This is a genomic window from Coxiella-like endosymbiont (assembly GCF_030643785.1).
GTDB lineage: Bacteria > Pseudomonadota > Gammaproteobacteria > Coxiellales > Coxiellaceae > Coxiella.
This window is the reverse complement of sequence record NZ_CP094378.1, coordinates 664,455-681,741: the sequence shown is the minus strand read 5'-3', so window position 1 is coordinate 681,741 and position 17,287 is coordinate 664,455. Positions and strand designations below refer to the sequence as shown.

Here is a 17,287-nt window from a genome sequence, read left to right as displayed (position 1 = left end):
CCCTTTTCCGATACTGTTTTGATTACATTTTGATTACATTAAGAATTTGTAACCAATACCAACGGTAAAGAGGTGCGCAACAGGTGCCACGAAGCGAGTGGAGAAAGCACTTCGGTAACCTGGTACGAACGTATATTGAGCGTTCACAGACCAATTTGGCGTGAAATAGTATTGAACGCCAACAGCAAACAATGGATTCCAGTAGCTTGAACGATCACTGACAAAGTTAGTGAGGTCTGAGCTTACTAAAGCAGAACTGGATCGATTGTAGCTATAAGCAAGACCTAACTTACCAAATACATAAGTATTTTCGTAAATAGGTACCATAGCCTTCAATGCTGCATAAGGAAGTCCACCTTTAATTGTAAAGGTCGTTGCTTTAATTGTAAAGGTCGTTGGATTAATAGTGAATTTTGCTTTAGGCAAATAGAACCAACCACCTTCAACAGCAAAATATTGGTTGAATTGATAACCTAAATCACCACCAAAAGTAAAGCCACCATTTCCTCGGGAAGAGCTTGAAAGAACGCCCAAATTGTTGAGTGTACCAGGTAGAGTCGTTACATCACTTTTCCATGGACGATAGACATAACCCACATTACCTTCAACATAAACACCTGCATAGCTTGGAGCAGGTACATAATCAGGACCGCCGGCTACTGCAGCGGAAGCAACGCCGACGCTAGCAATACCAGCAGTAGCGAATGTTATTATTTTTTTTACCGACATTAAATTTCCCCTATTTATAGATTAATGTTGCTGCAAAGAGCGAACTTATTCTAATAGCAACTTCTCTCTCAATGCAACCTTTTTAGATTATTTTTTAAAGAAAATTTGTTTTCAAGCTTTAATTTAAAAATAATTTAAGAATTAAGAAATTAAGTTTCTTAATAATAGTTAATTTCTTAATAATAGTTAATAATAGTTAATTTAGTGTAAGTTACAATAAAATTCTAAAAAAGCGGCCAAACCAATGACGAAAAAATCAAGAACGTCGACTGAAATAATAAAATTTTTCTGATTTTCTGATTAGTTTTTGAGTGAAAAAAATCTTTGTCTGTCGTTATTAATTTAAATTGAAATAAGTTCGATAATAGAAGTTCAATAATAGTTAAAAAAGCAAGAGGTTACTATTAGACTTCTACATAGGTTTCGGCATTCCTCAACCAGCGCTGTAATAATCGAGTAGCTTGAAGCGGATATTGCTCGAGCATTTGGGTAGCAACTGATTGCGCTCGAGATAATAAACATTGGTCCCGAATTAAATCTGCAATACGAAACGGTGGCATCCCAGCCTGCCGTGTTCCCAATAATTCTCCGGGTCCTCGCAATTCAAGGTCCTTTTGGGCTACTACAAACCCGTCCTGTGAATTACGTAGTAAAATCAAGCGATCGCGTGCGTATTGTGATAGCGGTTTTTGATACAGTAAAACGCAATAACTTTTATCTTTCCCGCGTCCTACACGACCTCGCAACTGATGAATTTGGACAAGACCCAACCGTTCTGCATTTTCTATTATTATTAAACTCGCGTTAGGCACATCCACGCCGACTTCAACTACCGTTGTTGCAACTAATAAATCAATGCCGCCTGCTTTAAAGTCGATCATAACCGCGTCTTTTTCATTCCTACTTAATCGTCCATGAATCAGACCCACAGTCAAATGATTTAGTAATTGTCGCAATTTTTGATACGTGGCTTCTGCGGCTTCGCATTGCAACATTTCAGAATCTTCAATTAATGTACAAACCCAATAGGCTTGCTTGCCCTGTTCGCAATTTTGTTTAATTCGAGCAATCACCTCATTGCGTCGGGCATTAGACATTAAAATAGTAGTAATAGGCTTTCTTCCAGGAGGCAATTCATCAATCGTAGAGACATCAAAATTCGCATAGGCCGTTAACGCCAAGGTTCGCGGAATGGGCGTGGCTGTCATGATTAATTGATGCGGATAGATAGAATTATTACTCCCTTTCTCTTTCAAAGCTAATCGTTGATGAACCCCGAAACGATGTTGTTCGTCGATAACAATCAAACCCAATTTAAGAAAGGCCACATATTTTTGAAAAAGCACGTGGGTTCCCACAATCACTTGATCCTTACCCTGACGTATTTTCTGTAATGTCTGTTCTCGAGCTGAATTATTTAAACTCCCAGTTAGCCACCCTACTTGAATTCCCAAAGGGTTTAACCATTTTTGAAAGGCACGATGATGTTGTTCCGCTAATATTTCTGTCGGCACCATTACAGCACATTGATAGCCGTTTTCCACTACTTTAATGATTGCCATCGCTGCCACAATAGTTTTGCCTGAACCTACATCCCCCTGTACTAATCGATGCATAGGATGCGATTGCTTTAAATCTTTATTAATTTCAGAAATAACACGCTCTTGGGCTGCTGTTAGTTTAAACGGTAATGCTTGACGTAATTTATTCTGTCCCTCTGCTTCTAAATTTAAAACCGGCGCCAAATACATTTTTGCACGTAAACGCAATTTCAGAAGTCCAATCTGTTGCGCTACTAATTCTTCAATAATTAATCGTTGTTGTGCCGGATGTTTACCTGCTTTTAACAATTCAAGAGGGGCATTCGAAGGAGGACAATGTACATAGATCAACGAAGCTATTAAAGTTGGTAAATTAAATTCTTGACGCAAAGATTCTGAAAATAATTCTTCAAAAACATGTGACTTTTTTAAATAATTCAATGCTTGAGATAATAAATCGCGTAATTTGGTTTGTGGTAATCCTTTCGTAGTTGAGTATACAGCAGTTAAGTGCTCTTCGGTGGGAATAGGAATAGTTGGGTCAACCACTCGATATTCCGGATGAACCATTTCCAATCGACCTTGATAATTCTGCCGAACCGTACCAAAACATCTCAATCGCAATCCTCGTTTCATTAATTGTTGGTATTGTTGAGAATTAAAATGATAGAATCGTACGATGAGAAATCCCGTTCCATCCCCGATGCAACAATGCAAACTTCTTCTTCGACCATAATTGATATTCGCAAATTCAATAAAACCCTCAATAGTTGTTTGATCACCGTTCCGCAATGCACCCAATGACGTTAATCGAGTTCGATCTTCATATCGTAACGGTAAATGAAACAAAAGATCTTGGAGAGTACGAATGTTGAGACTAGCTAAAAGTTCAGTTGTTTTAGGCCCGACGCCTCTTAACGAAGCAACAGGAATTTCATAGAGCACGTTGTCTCATTCTCCCAATACCATGAGTGCATCAATTTCTACCAACGCATTTTTTGGTAATTTCTCAACTGCAACTATGGTTCGTACAAGATAAGGTTCTTCGTAATATTCTTTCATCACTTCATTGACTGCAGCAAAATTTTCCATATCCACTAAATAAATAGTTAATTTTACAATTTGAGAGAGACTCTCTCCCCGCCGCTTCAGCAACCGCGACAATATTTTTAAAACACGATGAACGTGTTCTTTAAAGCTACCCTAAACCATTTCCATAGTTTCAGGATTAAAAAGTTTCAGGATCAAAAGGAATTTGACCTGAAAAACAGACAATGTTATCCAGCTTTAATCGCTTGAGAATAGATACCGATGGCACGTGGTGCCTTTTGTTAGTTCCAATTATTTGCTTCATCTCTAAATTGCTTCATCTCTAAAATCCCTCCTATATACGTTTAACCAAACCGACGTATGATTTTAACCACCTGTTTAATCTGGCGTAACCTTCTTAAAACTTTTGCGAGATGTGCACGGTCTCGCACAGAAATACGAAACATAACAATATAATGTAAACCTTCACGTTCTTCTACCATAATATCTTCAATATTAGCTTCAGACTCAGAAAAAGCTAAAGCTAACATAGCCAGCCCCCCCGTTCGTTAACAACTTGAACGCGGACCATCGTCGGAAATATTCCTTTGGCTTTTTCCGACCACCGCAGAGACATACATCGATCCAATAGATGCCGCATTTTTGAAATCGAAGCACAATGTTCCATGTGAACCAAAATTCCTTTACCCACATCAATAACGCCTACAATAGGATCACCGGGAATGGGATAACAGCACACTGCAAAATTAACAACCATTCCCTCTGTACCCTTGATTACCAACGGTGTCTCAGAAGTAGGTGGAATTTCTGTTTCCGCTTCAGCTTCTTTGTCCACAGCTGCCAATCGTTGCGCTACTAAGACAGCTACGCGATTACCAAGGCCAATTTCCTCTAATAAATCGTCAAACGACTTCAATTGCATTTCTTTTAAAGTAAAATCGATAGTTCGTTGCGATAATTTTTTTAGAGAAAGTGCATAATTTACAAGGGCCTTTTTCAACAATTGTTTTCCTAGAGAAACGGACTCTGAGCGCCGTTGCGTTTTTAAAAATTGACGAATACTACTTCGCGCTTTACTTGTTACTACAAAGTCTAACCATGCAGGATTAGGCCGACCCGATTCCGAAGTGATCACTTCTACCGTTTGCCCATTGGCAAGTCGAGTCGATAAAGGAGCCATATGTCGATCGATTTTCATAGCGACGCAATTATTTCCAATATCCGTATGAACGGTATAGGCAAAATCGATTGCAGTAGCGCCAGCTGGCAATTCCATAATATCTCCCCGCGGAGTAAAGACATATACTTCTTCAGGAAATAAATCGATTTTTACATTTTCTATAAATTCCAGAGGATTTAGCGCATCTTCCTGCAATTCCAATAAATTCTTTACCCAAGCTTTAGCACGTATTTGTGATTCAATAAGAGGAGTATCGGTCGTTTTATAAAGCCAATGTGCAGCAATACCTGTAGTTGCCATTCGATCCATTTCCGCAGTGCGAATTTGTACTTCAATAGGCAAACCATAGGGTCCAAAAAGCGTGGTATGCAACGATTGATAGCCATTGGCTTTTGGAATAGCGATATAATCTTTAAAACGCTCTGACACAGGTTTAAACAATCCATGAATAATTCCCAGTGCGCGATAACAAGAATCAAGGTCATCCATGATGATTCTAAAAGCATACATATCCATAATTTCATTAAAGGGAATATGCTTAGTATGCATTTTGCGATAAATACTATACAAATGTTTTTCCCGACCCGTTATTGTGTAGAAAGACAAATTACTTCGACTTAAACCCTCATCTAAAGTTTTTTCAATTAAATCAAGCATTTTTTTCGATTACCCTGAGCTTTTCGAACAGCATATTTCAAAACTCGATACCGCATCGGGTAAAGCGCGGAAAATCCTAGCTCTTCTAATTCAACTGATAATTCACGAATCCCAAGTCGTTTGGCAATTGGTGCGAAAATACCTAAGGTTTCTCGCGCAATCCGTCTTCGTTTTTGTGAATGAAGTGAACCCAGAGTACGCATGTTATGCAAACGATCTGCTAATTTAACGATAATTACACGAATATCGCGCGCCATAGCCAAAACCATTTTTCGAAAATTTTCTGCTTGGGCTTCAGCACGGCTAACAAATTCAATTTGGGTTAACTTGCTTACACCATCGACAAGTTCAGCAACTTCTTGTCCAAATCCTTCAGCAATTGTCTTTTTTTCGATGGATGTGTCTTCGATAACGTCGTGCAATAAAGCCGCCATAATGATCTGATAGTCCATTTTCATTTCGGCTAAAATGCAGGCAACAGCCACGGGATGACTAATATAAGGTTCACCTGTTCGGCGTTTTTGACCACGATGAGCTTTCTGAGCCATCAAATAGGCTCGATGGATAGAATCGATTTGTTCGTCGCTCAAGTAATCGAGTTTTCGTCGTAACTTTTTGAAGGGGCGCAAGACTTCCCTCCTTATAGAATAAAGGTGTCTCCCATTAGTCCTCTTCTCTGAGCTGCAAATCGGCCACAGGACTTGCGGCAGGCAAAATAGTGTTAGATTTTTCCACTTCTTCTTTTTCGGCTTGAGCTTCAACGTCTTGCGTAACATCATATCCAGCAGCAATTTCCCGAAGCGCGATAACAGTGGGCTTATCATTATCTCGTGGAACCATAGGATCAGCCCCGCCTAATTCCAGTATATGTGCTCGCTTTGCTGCTTTTAAGATGAGATCAAAGCGATTTTCAACGTATTGAAGGCAATCTTCGACGGTTACGCGTGCCATGGAGACCCCTCTTTTGTTTAAAAAAATTTTTAACTCTTCTTCACAAAAGAGTTATTTTACTGCTTTTTCAATAGCTCTGCCAGAAGCTCTGCTAGCTTTTCCTCCTGTACGTCTCGCTGCAATCGTTTGGCATTAATGATGTGGACTAGGCTTTGGACTGCTTGATTAAAATCATCATTGACTACAAGATAATCGAACTCTGTATAATAAGTCATCTCTTTGCGAGCCATTGCCAACCGCTGGTCAATAACAACACTTTTATCTTGGCGTCGATTAATCAGGCGTTCTCGCAAAGCCTGCGAAGAGGGAGGTAGGATAAAAATGGTAAGTGCAGGTTGAAATAACTTTCGTATTTGCTGAGCACCCTGCCAATCAATTTCTAATAAAACATCCTCCCCCGCTTTTAATCGCTCAAGAACCCATTCGTGGGCAGTCCCATAATGGTATCCATAAATCGTAGCATACTCTAGAAAAGCACCCTCTTTTATCATCGTCTGAAATCGATCTTCGTCGACAAAGAAATAATCTACACCTTCCCGATCACCGGGCCGCAACGGTCGAGTGGTATGAGAAACGGAAATTTTTATTTCATCCAATTCGTTTACTAAGGCGCGAACCAAACTGGTCTTCCCCGCACCAGAAGGAGCCGATATGACAAAGAGATTTGCTTTGTGTGCTTTATTCAATATCTTGTACTGTTTCGCGCACTTGTTCAATCTGAACTTTTGGTTCAATGACTGCCTGCGAAACTCTGGCATCGATTGATTTATTTCTAAAAGTCTTTGTTTCTCAATTTAATTCCTGCATCAAAAAATCCAAGCGGGCCCCCAACACTACTTCACCTTGATCAAGTACTCGTTTAATCTCATTAATATGCGTTTCTAAGCGTTTCAGTTCTTCAGCAATGTCTACTTTCTGAGCTAGCCATAACATTTCTTGCTCTAAATGTTCTTTGTCTAAACCTACGGGTTAACTCTTCAAAGTGAACCATCATTCTTTCTCGCACAGCTTTTAGTAAAACAGGTATATGTTTATATGTTTTTTAATGGAAGAAATTAATTTTTTACTAATTTAAAGACGGTCTTCTAAAAAGAGACGATCTTCCAAAAAGAGTTGAAGTTCCTTACCTTCTCTCTGGCGCATCCCCACGCATTCATCTAAAGTGCTTTTTAGCAGATCCGAAACAGCCGTTCCTATAAACATCCACTTCAGTTTCTTTTGTTTGTAATATTCCGGACCACGCTAATACATCCATTGCGTTAACGGTGAGCCAAAGAGAAAAAGCTAAGAACAGGCGGCCTCACTAGGCTTGGCTAACCCTTCTGTAAGGGCCTGATTAACGCTAACTTCAAGAGCTTTTGTCTGGACTGAAAGCGAAATATCGCTTCTATTTTACCACGACCTTAAATAATTTTAAATAATTTCCCGTGAGGACTGTTCAAAATCACGCAGGAAATCTGACATATACAAAATGACTTCTAAATAACGGTGACTTACAACAGTTTGAATTTCCCACGTTAATGCCCCCAGCCGGCGTTCATAAGAATGCCGGGCGAAAGCAGTCATGTATGCAATCATACAAAATCCTAAACACGTACTAACGACACGTACTAACGAATGGAGAATATAATAGCATAGAAATCGCCGGATGGTGGATCGAATTTTGGAAGAGATTTCTGCGAATTCTGACTGGGTAATTTTTTCGCTTGTTTATCTAACAAACAATGGTGTGGTATATAAACCCCTCAGACTTATCTAAAAAATTCTAAAAAATAATTAAGAGGTAGTCATGCGCCAAAGCAAGCGAGCAACGAATGAGTTACGCTCCCTTTCCTTCATTACTCAGTTTACCCCTTACGCCGAAGGTTCTGTTCTTGTTGAGATGGGACAGACCAAAGTGATTTGCACTGCCAGTATCGTCGAGAGCGTTCCCCATTTTCTTAAAAATACCGAGCAAGGGTGGTTAACTGCCGAATATGGAATGTTACCTCGCTCTACCCATAGCCGTATGGAACGTGAAGCCGTACGTGGTAAGCAAGGTGGTCGAACAGTGGAAATCCAACGGTTAATTGGCCGTTCCTTACGCGCCGCTCTCGATTTAAAATTACTAGGTCCTTACACCATCACCCTCGATTGCGATGTCATTCAGGCAGATGGCGGAACTCGAACGGCAGCTATCAATGGGGGCTGTGTCGCTATGGTACAAGCGTTGCGGTATTTACAGAGAAAAGGTATCTTGCAAACAGACCCTCTTAAACATTTAGTCGCGGCTGTTTCTGTTGGGATTTATAACGGTACGCCCGTTTTAGATCTCGATTATACTGAAGATTCGAATGCTCATACTGATATGAATATCGTAATGACCGACAACGATACCTTTATTGAAATTCAAGGTACTGCAGAAGGAGATGCTTTCCATCTCCAAGAATTAGACGCGTTGATTGATCTTGCACGCCAAGGCATTAAAAATATTATCGGAAAACAACAAGAAGCTTTAAGGGAAAGCTAGTGGAAAAGTACATCACAAGGAACCAACTTTCTAACCAACTTTCTATTGGCGTCTTCGATTCAGGGATGGGTGGACTCACAGTCTTGCGAGAACTCGTTAATCATTTACCTTATGAATCTTTTATTTACTTAGGCGATACAGCACGGTTGCCCTATGGTACCAAAAGTCGCGAAACAGTCACGCGTTATGCCGCTCAAATGGCGTCCCTTCTCGTCGCTCAAGGAATTAAATTATTAGTAGTAGCTTGCAACACAGCCTCCACGGCGACACTTCCATATCTTAAAATGCAATTTCCCGATATTCCCATTATCGGTGTTGTCGAACCAGGAGCACAGGCAGCTATTAGTGCCACCAAGAATAATCGAGTAGCTCTGCTCGCTACTGAAACTACTATTCAGTCAGGAATCTACCAAAAAACGATTCTCACGTTAAACCCCGAAATTAAAATTAGTAGTCAAATATGTGGGTTATTTGTGGCGTTGGCGGAGGAAGGTTGTATTAACAACGAAATTGCGACACTCGTTGCAGAAAAATATTTGGAGCCGATTATTAATGATCATCACCAATGCGATTCTGTTATTTTAGGATGCACTCATTTTCCCGTTTTTATTAAATCTTTAACTGCAATCTTGGGAAGCGAAATAAATATTATTAATTCAGCAACGGCAACTGCAATGGCAGTAAAATCAATTACTCAAAAAATGAATCTAGAAAGTACTGCTCAAAAAAGTCCCCAGCTGACTTTTCTAGTTACCGACTCCCCCGAACGATTTGCTCGCATCGGCGAAATTTTCTTTGGCCAGCCTATTGAGGCTAGCATTGTACACTTGATCGATGGAATGAGAATCAATAATTAAAGGCTAAGTATATTAGTGAATGACTTGCTTTGCCCCAAAAAAACTGTCTAAAACGATTAACAATCATAATCAATAATTAGGGGAGCATGATCAGAAAATCGTTGTGCTTTATAAATATTTACCGATTTCACACAATTTTTTAAATCTGGAGTAATGACTTGATAATCAATTCGCCACCCGACGTTTTTCTCCCACGCACGCCCGCGACTTGACCACCAAGTATATTGATCAGGCTCCTTATTAACCACACGAAAAGCATCTACCATTCCTACTTTAGTAAATACTTCATCTATCCAGGTACGCTCTTTGGGGAGACAACCAGAATTTTTCTGATTACTTTTAAAATTTTTAATATCAATTTCTTTATGCACAATATTCCAATCACCACAAATAATAAAAGAACGTTTCGCACGACGCATATTTTTTAATCGTTTCATATAATATTTCATAAATTCAAATTTAATTTTTTGTCTCTGCTCTCCTGTTGTGCTGGATGGCATGTATAATGAGACTACACTTAATGAATCGAAATCTGCTTGAATGTAACGTCCCTCTTTATCAGCCTGTTCCCAACCCAAATGTCTCACTACTCGTTTTGGTTTCTCGCGACAAAAGATTCCTACTCCACTGTAACCACTTTTTTGAGCATCATGATAATAGCAATAGTACCCCTCGGGATGAAATTGATCTCCATTGCTGATATCCAGACAAGCCTTTGTCTCTTGAAGACAAACTACGTCAGCCTTCTTGATTTTAAGCCAGTGAAAAAATCCTTTACGGGCAGCGGAACGGATACCGTTAGTATTTAAAGTAATAATGCGCATAGTTGTTGTCTTCTCAGTTTAATGTTTAAATTAATACCATTACATCTATCCCCGTCTCCGTTCTCTTTTTCCCTACGGAAAAAGAAAGAAAATAAAAAGGCATTTTATGAATCATGCTACAGAAATAGCAAAAATACTACTCGACATCAAGGCTGTTACTTTAAATTTGCGAGAACCTTATCGTTATTCCTCAGGGCTGCTATCTCCTATCTACTGTGATAACCGTCTAATCATTTCTTACCCAGAAAAACGCAAGAGAGTTATCGATGCTTTATTAAGCTTAATTCAAGAAAACCATTTACAATTCGATGTTATAGCGGGTACTGCCACGGCAGGCATACCACATGCAGCTTGGATTGCGGATCGATTAAACTTACCAATGGTATATGTGAGAGACAAAGCAAAAATTCATGGAAAACAAAATCAAATTGAGGGTAATTTGGAGCAAGGGCAAAAGGTACTTGTGGTTGAAGACCTAATTAGTATTGGGAAAAGCGCTATCGCTGCTAGCCTTGCACTTTGCCAATTTGCCACTGTTAAAGATTGTATTACTATTTTTTCTTACCAGTTATCTAACACGCAACAAAATTTTGAAAACGCTAAACTTAATTATTATACTCTTTCCGATTTCAAGACATTAATCAAAGTTGCCGTCGCTGAAGGTTATATCACTGAAGAAGAGAGACAAAAAGCATTAGCTTGGAATAAAGATCCCGAAAATTGGGACCTTTAGAAAGGCAGCGTTAAAGTGTTATCCACCTTAAGCAATTGCGTTCTAAAAATATCTTGAATACGCTTTAATTCAGATTCTGTATCTGCTTCAAAACGCAAAATTAAATACGGCGAGGTATTAGAAGATCTAATTAACCCCCATCTGTGCTGAAATTCCACCCTTAATCCATCCAGAGTAATCAATTTCGCCTCACCGAAATCCGCTTGCTGAATCAATTTTTGCATAAAAATCGGTTTCTCTTCTTCAGCCATAGGCAATTTTAATTCGGGTGTATTTATACTGTTAGGCAAACTTGCAAATATTTCACTCGCTGATTTGTCTTGTTTCGAAATAATACGCAATAACCTTGCCCCTACATAAATGCCATCATCAAAACCAAACCATTCATCTTTAAAAAAGATATGCCCACTCATTTCACCTGCTAAAGGTGCATTTATTTCAAATAATTTGGCTTTCAAAACCGAATGCCCTGTTCGCCACATAATCGGGTTTCCGCCATGTTTTTTAATAATTTCAGGCAAGTGGCGAGAACATTTAACATCGAAAATAATATCTGAACCAGGTAGTCGCGAGAGTAAGTCCATTGAAAAAAGCATCATTTGTCGGTCAGGCCAAATAATTTCACCCGTATTCGTCACCACTCCCAAACGATCAGCATCACCATCAAAAGCTAAACCTATATCTGATGAAGTATTTTTTACCGTATCGATTAAATCACTTAAATTTTCGGGAATTGTAGGGTCCGGATGATGATTAGGGAACCTGCCATCCACCTCACAAAAGAGTTCTATTACCTCACAACCTAATTTTCGATACAAATCAGGAGCAATCTTTCCAGCTACTCCATTGCCGCAATCAACCACTATTTTTAAGCGACGCTTTAATTGGATTTGTTTTAAAACAAAGTCTTTATAATCTTGAACAATATCGACATCGATCTGCTTTCCTGCGCCCTTCACAAAATGGCGTTTTTGAATCCGTGTGCGTAGAGCAGCGATTCCCTGGCTCGTTAAAGTTTTTCCATCCAATACAATTTTGAAACCATTGTGATGTCCTGGGTTATGGCTCGCGGTAACCATCACCCCTGAATTCGTTTCTAACCGATTAGTAGCAAAATACACAAGAGGAGTAGGCACTATCCCAATATTAAGAACAGTAAGGCCCGTTTCATAAAGTCCTCGTACTAAAGCCGATGTTAGCTGGGGACCGGATAATCGTCCATCACGACCCACAACGATGGCCTTTTGTCCTTGCTCTCGTGCTTCACTACCAATGGCTAAGCCAATAGGATAAGCAACATCGGCATTAAGTCCTCCTGCACCGACTGGACCTCGAATATCATAGGCTCGAAAAATATCTGCTGAAACAGACTCAGGCAGATTACCTTCCGAATTAATGTCGACCGGAGCTTCCAAATCCACCCACTCCTCGTTCACTATTCTCAAACTCCTCAACCACTTCAAATTGCGCTTTTAAAATGGGAACAATCACTAATTGCACAATTCGTTCTCCGGGTTGGATAGTGTAGGAAACTTTGCCGCGATTCCAGCAAGATACCACTAGTGGACCTTGATAATCAGAATCAATTAAACCGACGAGATTTCCTAACACAATTCCATGTTTGTGCCCTAATCCGGAACGGGGCAATATAGTAGCTGCCACATTAGGATCCCGCAGGTGAATTGCCAATCCAGTGCTGATCAGGCAGGTTTCCCCAGGGTGAATTTCAAGCGGATCATCGATACAGGCCCGCAGATCAAGCCCCGCCGAACCTGCCGTTGCATAGGCCGGTAACGGTACCTGGTCACCCAGACGTTTATCCAAAATTTTTATTTGAACCGAATGCGACATTGCGTCTCCGTGAAAAGGTAAAATGTACCTAAAATGTACCTTTTATTCCTATGCTAGACAAGCCATTCCAATTATTTTCCGCAGTTCTTAGCTGACAGGAAGGACTTGAGGGAATTTATGGGCTCTTCCATCCCGGTATTGCGACTTCACTTTCGCTCTCTATACTTACAGCTATGACAATCACCAAATGGCCACCCAACGAATGGCCGAAAGAAAAAATCCTTCGGGAAAATGCTGAAACTCTTTCGGATGCCAAACTCATTGCTGTAATAATTCAAAAAGGTGTCCGCGGTTGCGATGCTGTTGAGTTGGCACATGAATGACTTACTCATTCCGGAAATCTGAAGAATCTTTATAAATAGTAATTTTAAGCCACTTTCTGAGCTACGAGGGGCAAGGGAAAGCGGTTTACTATACCCAACTCAAAAAGCCACTGCAGAAATACAACGCCGCTATCTTCAAGAATCATTGGCGCGGCAAAGGCAATCTGCTCTGCATTCAAGATGTCCAACGTTTCCTTTCCACTCAATTGCGTCATCATGAAAATGAAGTTTTTACCTGCCTTTTCGTTGACAGCCGACATCAAATCATCCAGTTCGAAAAATTATTCTATGGCTCAATTGATTAAGCTTCAATTTATCTGCGCGAAATCATTAAACGAGCACTCTATCATAACAGCGCTACTTTAATCATGCCCACAATACAATCACCCTTCGGGCATCCCAGAGCCAGAGCCAAGCCAAGCTAATCGTATTACCAAAGAAAATCTCAAAAAAGCACTGGCACTCATTGACATGCACCTTTTGGATCATGTCATCATTGGCAATTCCGATTTTTTCATTCGCTGAGGCGTAGGTTCCTCTAACTCTAATTAGGTGAATTGCTTGTACTCACAGCTAGAAAAATGGGAACATAGACTCCAGGAATTACACCGCTGGACCGTCCTCTCGCTTTTCGCTTGTACTGATTCAGCATTTCTGGTATAAAATCAAGCCTTATTGCTGATATTTTGGAGAACACTGTCATGGCAAGAGTATGCCAAGTGACCGGGAAGCGTCCCCAAACCGGGAATAACGTTTCCTATGCAAACAATAAAACCGGGCGCCGTTTTTTACCCAATTTAAAAAAACGTCGGTTTTGGCTTCCGGAAGAGAAACGCTTTATAACTCTGACGGTATCGACTCACGGAATGCGAATTATCGATAAGTTGGGTATCGAGGCAGTACTTAAGAAAATCCGTGAACGTGAAAAAAATAAGTAATAAAAAAATAAGTAATGTAAATTAAGGATTAATCTATGGCTGTCAGTCCTCGTGAAAAAATAATGCTTCAGTCAACTGGTAAAACTAAAGCAGGTAAACCAACTGGTACCTATTACACAACCACAAAAAATAAACGAAATACTGGAAATATTGAAGGAAAATTAAGCATCAAAAAATTTGATCCTCGAGCTTGGAATCCTGAAACAGGCAAATGCGGAATGCATGTAGCCTTCAAAGAAAAGAAAATACCCAAATAAAATTTTTTTACATCCCGCAGACGCAGAAAACCCACGAGATCTAAATCCTATTTCTTCTTTATTTGTAACATTTGTAACCGATGGTATCTTTGCATTAAAACTTCTTGAGATTCTGGAATTCCCACAGAGATACAATCCACCGGACACACCTGACGGCATTGGGGTTCATCGAAATGCCCCACACATTCGGTACACCGATTAGGATCAATTTCATAAATTAATTCTCCCATAGAGATAGCATCATTCGGGCACTCAGGTTCGCAGACATCGCAATTAATGCATTCTTCTATAATCTTTAACGCCATAAATTAATTATATTTTCTTTCTTTTTGCTAATCGTTGAGCAACAAGTGGAGGTACAAAAGGAGATATATCACCGCCCAATTCAACAATTTCTCTCACCAAAGTTCCCGAAATATGACTGTAACTTTCTTTAGCCGGTAAAAAAACAGTTTGGATTTCTATTGATAAATGGTGATTCATATGTGCCAATTGAAATTCGTAATCGAAATCAGAAACGGCGCGAAGACCACGTAAAATAATCTTCGCATTGTGCTGTTTCGCAAAATCAACTAACAATCCTTCGAGTGGCGCCACCTCTATATTAATCGCATCAGCAAACACTGCTTCAATCAAATCCATGCGTTCAGCTAAAGATGAATGAGGCGTTTTACGACTACTGGTCGGAGCACAAGCTACAATAATTTTCTCGAACAGAAGCATAGCACGTTCAACAATGTCGACATGTCCCTTGGTTAAAGGATCAAACGTACCTGGATAAACAGCCACTGGTTTCATTACATACCATACTTATTTGAATGAAATGATAAGTATAATAGTACTTTAACTCTAACCTACCAGGCTACGTTCCTGGGCCTGATATTAGCCGAAATCTTAGGACATATCAGCGACGAGAGGTATCAATCGCTTAATCTCTTTTGGGGGACATTGTTCCTTCAAATCCAAGACAGACTCGCCTGTCGGCAAAACCAAGCTTTCTGCAATTTCAGCTAGAGGATAAAGAACGAATTCTCGTACCTTAAGTTGAAGGTGGGGAATTGATAGCGTCTCAGTTTGAATTACCTCGTTACCATACAACAAAATATCAAGATCAATGACGCGAGCCTCCCATCGTATGGCAGAGCGCTGACGCCCTTGATTTTCTTCTAATACCTGGAGTGCCTTTAAAAGAGCTTCTGGGGATAGCCTGGTTTTAAGAGCCACAGCGGCATTAATATAATCTGGCTGATCCGGAGGGCCTATCGGGCGGCTCTGATAAAAACTGGACTGATTTAAAATTGTCGTTTCTGGCAACATCGCTAAATTAGCAATTGCTGTTCTTACCTGTTGGATAGGTGAATTAAGATTAGAACCAATGCCAATATAGACTATCGTCATCCTCACCCCTTTAATTCATCAATCAATTGCTCACGCTGCTTAGTATTACCATCGCGAAAAATACGCCACCAACAAACAATTTCAGTCAAAGGCTCACCGGCGCGTTCGCGTAATTCTAAAAAATCAAATGCCGCCCGAAAAAAACGCTGGTTAGCAGTCCGATAAATACGATTACCGCGTCGTCGTTCTAAATGATATTGCAACAGCCAAACAGAACGCATCACCACTATTAAACGACGCGGAATGCCTAAGGTTTGTATTTGCAAATAAAGAGCTTGATTTATCGCGTGATAAAGCGAAGGGAATAATCGCTTGTACTTTTTAAAATGCTGCTTCATTAATTCTTGGACCACAGGCCACAAGAAAATAGCCAGTAAAAACCCTGGATTTAATGTTTGATTTTTATAATAGCGTTCATCAGTAGCTTTTAAGGCAAGTTCAATCAAACTTCGGTAATGCGAATTTCGATCTTTTTTTAGAAAAGTAACCATTTTTGGAAATAACGCCTGTATATAATTAGTACGCATTAATAATTGATAAGAACGGTATGCATAGCCTTTGAAAAAAATTTTTAATAGTTCCGTGAATAAACGAGCGCTGGGCACATGACACAAGAGGTTATGTAATCGGAGGAGTGGCTCTTCTGTATCTGGATGAATTTTGAAATTGAGCTTTGCTGCTAATCGCACAGCTCGCAATAATCGTACAGGATCCTCGTGGTATCGCTGAATAGGATCACCTATCATGCGAATTAAGCCCTTTTGTAAATCTTCCATCCCGCCAGTGAAGTCCACTACCGAAAAATTGGTAATGTTGTAATAGAGCGCATTTACGGTGAAATCTCGTCGCCATGCATCTTCTTCGATTGTTCCATAAGTATTGTCATCAACCAACATAAGTGGTTTGACTGCTTTGCTCTCATCTCTTTCATCCAAGGATTCTTCCTTCAAATATTCTTCTGCGTTAGCACGAAAAGTGGATACCTCAATAATTTCGCTGGGGAAAAAACGTGCACTAGACGAAACCGACGCCCAATAAGTCGGCTATTTCTGAAGAGTTTTCGGATTTCAAGCGGACGGGCATTAGTAGCAATGTCGAAATCTTTGGGATAAAGATGCAATAACATATCTCGTACCCCTCCCCCAACAAGAAAAGCTTCATAGCCGGCTCTACTTAATCGATAAAGCACTTTCAGAGCATTAGGACTAATATCATTACGTGAGATCAAATGGTTTTTACGCTTAATGATATGGGGTCGATCTTTTTTCCGCCTCGAAATAAACGCCCAAGGCCACCCCAACGAGCTGGTTTAAACATTAACTTCCTGCCATCGATTGCACTTTTTGTATTAGAGCCTGTAATAGGCGGTCTATTTTATGTCACCCCGCTCCATTCGTCTAGAGGCCTAGAGGAGACCACCACGCCCTCTCACGGCGGTAACAACTGGTTCGGAAATCCTGTAGGAGGCGCCTTTAATCAATGAATTATA

At 40.0% G+C, this 17,287-nt stretch carries 22 protein-coding genes and 3 pseudogenes; 8 read left to right on the top strand and 17 right to left on the bottom strand.

From position 1 onward, the window contains the following. Positions 1 to 33 precede the first annotated feature (33 nt). From MRH55_RS03535 to MRH55_RS03495, 9 genes and pseudogenes are all read right to left on the bottom strand, one after another. Positions 34 to 729, bottom strand: a complete 696-nt coding sequence (locus MRH55_RS03535) for an outer membrane beta-barrel protein (RefSeq protein WP_304986037.1) — start codon at positions 727 to 729, stop codon at positions 34 to 36. A gap of 404 nt (positions 730 to 1,133) precedes the next feature. Then, positions 1,134 to 3,215, bottom strand: coding sequence for an ATP-dependent DNA helicase RecG (recG, locus tag MRH55_RS03530; RefSeq protein WP_304986036.1), 2,082 nt, complete (start codon positions 3,213 to 3,215; stop codon positions 1,134 to 1,136). 6 nt (positions 3,216 to 3,221) lie between these two features. Continuing rightward, positions 3,222 to 3,425 (bottom strand): RidA family protein, encoded by a 204-nt coding sequence (locus MRH55_RS07675; RefSeq protein WP_369421432.1) that lies wholly within the window; start codon positions 3,423 to 3,425, stop codon positions 3,222 to 3,224. 239 nt (positions 3,426 to 3,664) lie between these two features. After that, positions 3,665 to 5,786, bottom strand: a pseudogene (locus tag MRH55_RS03520) (RelA/SpoT family protein). Between the two features lie 34 nt (positions 5,787 to 5,820). Continuing rightward, entirely contained in the window at positions 5,821 to 6,108 is a 288-nt protein-coding gene (gene rpoZ, locus MRH55_RS03515) for a DNA-directed RNA polymerase subunit omega (RefSeq protein WP_304986035.1), read from the bottom strand. Between the two features lie 56 nt (positions 6,109 to 6,164). Then, positions 6,165 to 6,794: a guanylate kinase gene (gene gmk / locus MRH55_RS03510; RefSeq protein ID WP_304986034.1), complete on the bottom strand. Its 630-nt coding sequence runs from the start codon at positions 6,792 to 6,794 to the stop codon at positions 6,165 to 6,167. Further along, positions 6,787 to 7,041: pseudogene (locus tag MRH55_RS03505) on the bottom strand (endoribonuclease YicC domain-containing protein). Before MRH55_RS03505 ends, gmk begins: the two are co-directional and overlap by 8 nt. Before the next feature lie 138 nt (positions 7,042 to 7,179). Continuing rightward, the gene (locus MRH55_RS03500) at positions 7,180 to 7,311 is read right to left on the bottom strand and encodes a hypothetical protein (protein ID WP_304986033.1); all 132 of its coding nucleotides are present in this window, start codon (positions 7,309 to 7,311) and stop codon (positions 7,180 to 7,182) included. 210 nt (positions 7,312 to 7,521) lie between these two features. Further along, positions 7,522 to 7,686: a YicC/YloC family endoribonuclease gene (locus MRH55_RS03495; RefSeq protein ID WP_304986032.1), complete on the bottom strand. Its 165-nt coding sequence runs from the start codon at positions 7,684 to 7,686 to the stop codon at positions 7,522 to 7,524. Between the two features lie 211 nt (positions 7,687 to 7,897). On the opposite strand from MRH55_RS03495, the gene rph reads away from it, so the two are divergent. Together rph and murI are read left to right on the top strand one after the other, a co-directional pair. Next, a complete protein-coding gene (gene rph / locus MRH55_RS03490; RefSeq protein WP_304986031.1) occupies positions 7,898 to 8,617 on the top strand; it encodes a ribonuclease PH in 720 nt (239 codons plus the stop codon). Between the two features lie 65 nt (positions 8,618 to 8,682). After that, complete coding sequence (gene murI / locus MRH55_RS03485) at positions 8,683 to 9,474, top strand: glutamate racemase (protein WP_304986112.1); 792 nt, start codon at positions 8,683 to 8,685, stop codon at positions 9,472 to 9,474. Positions 9,475 to 9,530: 56 nt separating this feature from the next. Here murI and MRH55_RS03480 read toward each other — a convergent pair whose 3' ends face one another. Continuing rightward, positions 9,531 to 10,298: an exodeoxyribonuclease III gene (locus tag MRH55_RS03480; RefSeq protein ID WP_304986030.1), complete on the bottom strand. Its 768-nt coding sequence runs from the start codon at positions 10,296 to 10,298 to the stop codon at positions 9,531 to 9,533. Between the two features lie 106 nt (positions 10,299 to 10,404). Here MRH55_RS03480 and pyrE point away from each other — a divergent pair, with 106 nt between their 5' ends. Next, on the top strand, positions 10,405 to 11,031 hold the full coding sequence (gene pyrE / locus MRH55_RS03475) for an orotate phosphoribosyltransferase (protein WP_304986029.1): 627 nt from the start codon (positions 10,405 to 10,407) through the stop codon (positions 11,029 to 11,031). On the opposite strand, the gene MRH55_RS03470 is transcribed toward pyrE, so the two are convergent. Both MRH55_RS03470 and dut read right to left on the bottom strand, forming a co-directional pair. After that, positions 11,028 to 12,428, bottom strand: a complete 1,401-nt coding sequence (locus MRH55_RS03470) for a phosphomannomutase/phosphoglucomutase (RefSeq protein ID WP_439647890.1) — start codon at positions 12,426 to 12,428, stop codon at positions 11,028 to 11,030. The two genes, pyrE and MRH55_RS03470, sit on opposite strands and share 4 nt — an antisense overlap. Beyond that, a complete protein-coding gene (gene dut, locus MRH55_RS03465) occupies positions 12,424 to 12,882 on the bottom strand; it encodes a dUTP diphosphatase (RefSeq protein WP_304986027.1) in 459 nt (152 codons plus the stop codon). The genes MRH55_RS03470 and dut overlap by 5 nt, the downstream gene beginning before the upstream one ends. 173 nt (positions 12,883 to 13,055) lie before the next feature. Here dut and MRH55_RS03460 point away from each other — a divergent pair, with 173 nt between their 5' ends. Next, positions 13,056 to 13,205: a UPF0758 domain-containing protein gene (locus tag MRH55_RS03460; RefSeq protein WP_304986026.1), complete on the top strand. Its 150-nt coding sequence runs from the start codon at positions 13,056 to 13,058 to the stop codon at positions 13,203 to 13,205. Between the two features lie 44 nt (positions 13,206 to 13,249). On the opposite strand, the gene MRH55_RS03455 is transcribed toward MRH55_RS03460, so the two are convergent. Continuing rightward, positions 13,250 to 13,393 carry a hypothetical protein gene (locus MRH55_RS03455; protein WP_304986025.1) on the bottom strand — a complete coding sequence of 48 codons (144 nt, stop codon included), beginning with the start codon at positions 13,391 to 13,393 and terminating at the stop codon, positions 13,250 to 13,252. 18 nt (positions 13,394 to 13,411) lie between these two features. On the opposite strand from MRH55_RS03455, the gene MRH55_RS03450 reads away from it, so the two are divergent. The 4 genes from MRH55_RS03450 (at position 13,412) to rpmG (ending at position 14,400) form a co-directional block, all read left to right on the top strand. Continuing rightward, complete coding sequence (locus MRH55_RS03450) at positions 13,412 to 13,510, top strand: JAB domain-containing protein (RefSeq protein ID WP_304986024.1); 99 nt, start codon at positions 13,412 to 13,414, stop codon at positions 13,508 to 13,510. 91 nt (positions 13,511 to 13,601) lie between these two features. After that, positions 13,602 to 13,730, top strand: a complete 129-nt coding sequence (locus tag MRH55_RS03445; protein WP_369421496.1) for a JAB domain-containing protein — start codon at positions 13,602 to 13,604, stop codon at positions 13,728 to 13,730. Between the two features lie 176 nt (positions 13,731 to 13,906). After that, positions 13,907 to 14,143, top strand: coding sequence for a 50S ribosomal protein L28 (gene rpmB / locus MRH55_RS03440; RefSeq protein WP_304986023.1), 237 nt, complete (start codon positions 13,907 to 13,909; stop codon positions 14,141 to 14,143). Positions 14,144 to 14,178: 35 nt separating this feature from the next. Continuing rightward, a complete protein-coding gene (rpmG, locus tag MRH55_RS03435; protein ID WP_304986022.1) occupies positions 14,179 to 14,400 on the top strand; it encodes a 50S ribosomal protein L33 in 222 nt (73 codons plus the stop codon). A 47-nt stretch (positions 14,401 to 14,447) separates the two neighbouring features. Here the strand turns inward: rpmG and MRH55_RS03430 are convergent, their stop codons facing one another. The 4 genes and pseudogenes from MRH55_RS03430 to pcnB all read right to left on the bottom strand — a co-directional run bounded on the left by MRH55_RS03430 (position 14,448) and on the right by pcnB (position 17,115). Then, entirely contained in the window at positions 14,448 to 14,705 is a 258-nt protein-coding gene (locus tag MRH55_RS03430; RefSeq protein WP_304986021.1) for a YfhL family 4Fe-4S dicluster ferredoxin, read from the bottom strand. A gap of 7 nt (positions 14,706 to 14,712) precedes the next feature. Further along, positions 14,713 to 15,198: a pantetheine-phosphate adenylyltransferase gene (gene coaD / locus MRH55_RS03425; protein ID WP_304986020.1), complete on the bottom strand. Its 486-nt coding sequence runs from the start codon at positions 15,196 to 15,198 to the stop codon at positions 14,713 to 14,715. A gap of 96 nt (positions 15,199 to 15,294) precedes the next feature. Continuing rightward, entirely contained in the window at positions 15,295 to 15,798 is a 504-nt protein-coding gene (gene folK, locus MRH55_RS03420; RefSeq protein ID WP_304986019.1) for a 2-amino-4-hydroxy-6-hydroxymethyldihydropteridine diphosphokinase, read from the bottom strand. Between the two features lie 2 nt (positions 15,799 to 15,800). After that, positions 15,801 to 17,115, bottom strand: a pseudogene (pcnB, locus tag MRH55_RS03415) (polynucleotide adenylyltransferase PcnB). Between the last annotated feature and the right edge of the window lie 172 nt (positions 17,116 to 17,287).

Coding starts and splice junctions, on each gene's coding strand:
- MRH55_RS03535 (WP_304986037.1), bottom strand. CDS start 729: ATGTCGGTAAAAAAAATAATAACATTCGCTACTGCTGGTATTGCTAGC.
- rpoZ (WP_304986035.1), bottom strand. CDS start 6,108: ATGGCACGCGTAACCGTCGAAGATTGCCTTCAATACGTTGAAAATCGC.
- MRH55_RS03500 (WP_304986033.1), bottom strand. CDS start 7,311: ATGTTTATAGGAACGGCTGTTTCGGATCTGCTAAAAAGCACTTTAGAT.
- MRH55_RS03495 (WP_304986032.1), bottom strand. CDS start 7,686: ATGATTGCATACATGACTGCTTTCGCCCGGCATTCTTATGAACGCCGG.
- rph (WP_304986031.1), top strand. CDS start 7,898: ATGCGCCAAAGCAAGCGAGCAACGAATGAGTTACGCTCCCTTTCCTTC.
- murI (WP_304986112.1), top strand. CDS start 8,683: ATGGGTGGACTCACAGTCTTGCGAGAACTCGTTAATCATTTACCTTAT.
- MRH55_RS03480 (WP_304986030.1), bottom strand. CDS start 10,298: ATGCGCATTATTACTTTAAATACTAACGGTATCCGTTCCGCTGCCCGT.
- pyrE (WP_304986029.1), top strand. CDS start 10,405: ATGAATCATGCTACAGAAATAGCAAAAATACTACTCGACATCAAGGCT.
- dut (WP_304986027.1), bottom strand. CDS start 12,882: ATGTCGCATTCGGTTCAAATAAAAATTTTGGATAAACGTCTGGGTGAC.
- MRH55_RS03460 (WP_304986026.1), top strand. CDS start 13,056: ATGACAATCACCAAATGGCCACCCAACGAATGGCCGAAAGAAAAAATC.
- rpmB (WP_304986023.1), top strand. CDS start 13,907: ATGGCAAGAGTATGCCAAGTGACCGGGAAGCGTCCCCAAACCGGGAAT.
- rpmG (WP_304986022.1), top strand. CDS start 14,179: ATGGCTGTCAGTCCTCGTGAAAAAATAATGCTTCAGTCAACTGGTAAA.
- MRH55_RS03430 (WP_304986021.1), bottom strand. CDS start 14,705: ATGGCGTTAAAGATTATAGAAGAATGCATTAATTGCGATGTCTGCGAA.
- coaD (WP_304986020.1), bottom strand. CDS start 15,198: ATGAAACCAGTGGCTGTTTATCCAGGTACGTTTGATCCTTTAACCAAG.
- folK (WP_304986019.1), bottom strand. CDS start 15,798: ATGACGATAGTCTATATTGGCATTGGTTCTAATCTTAATTCACCTATC.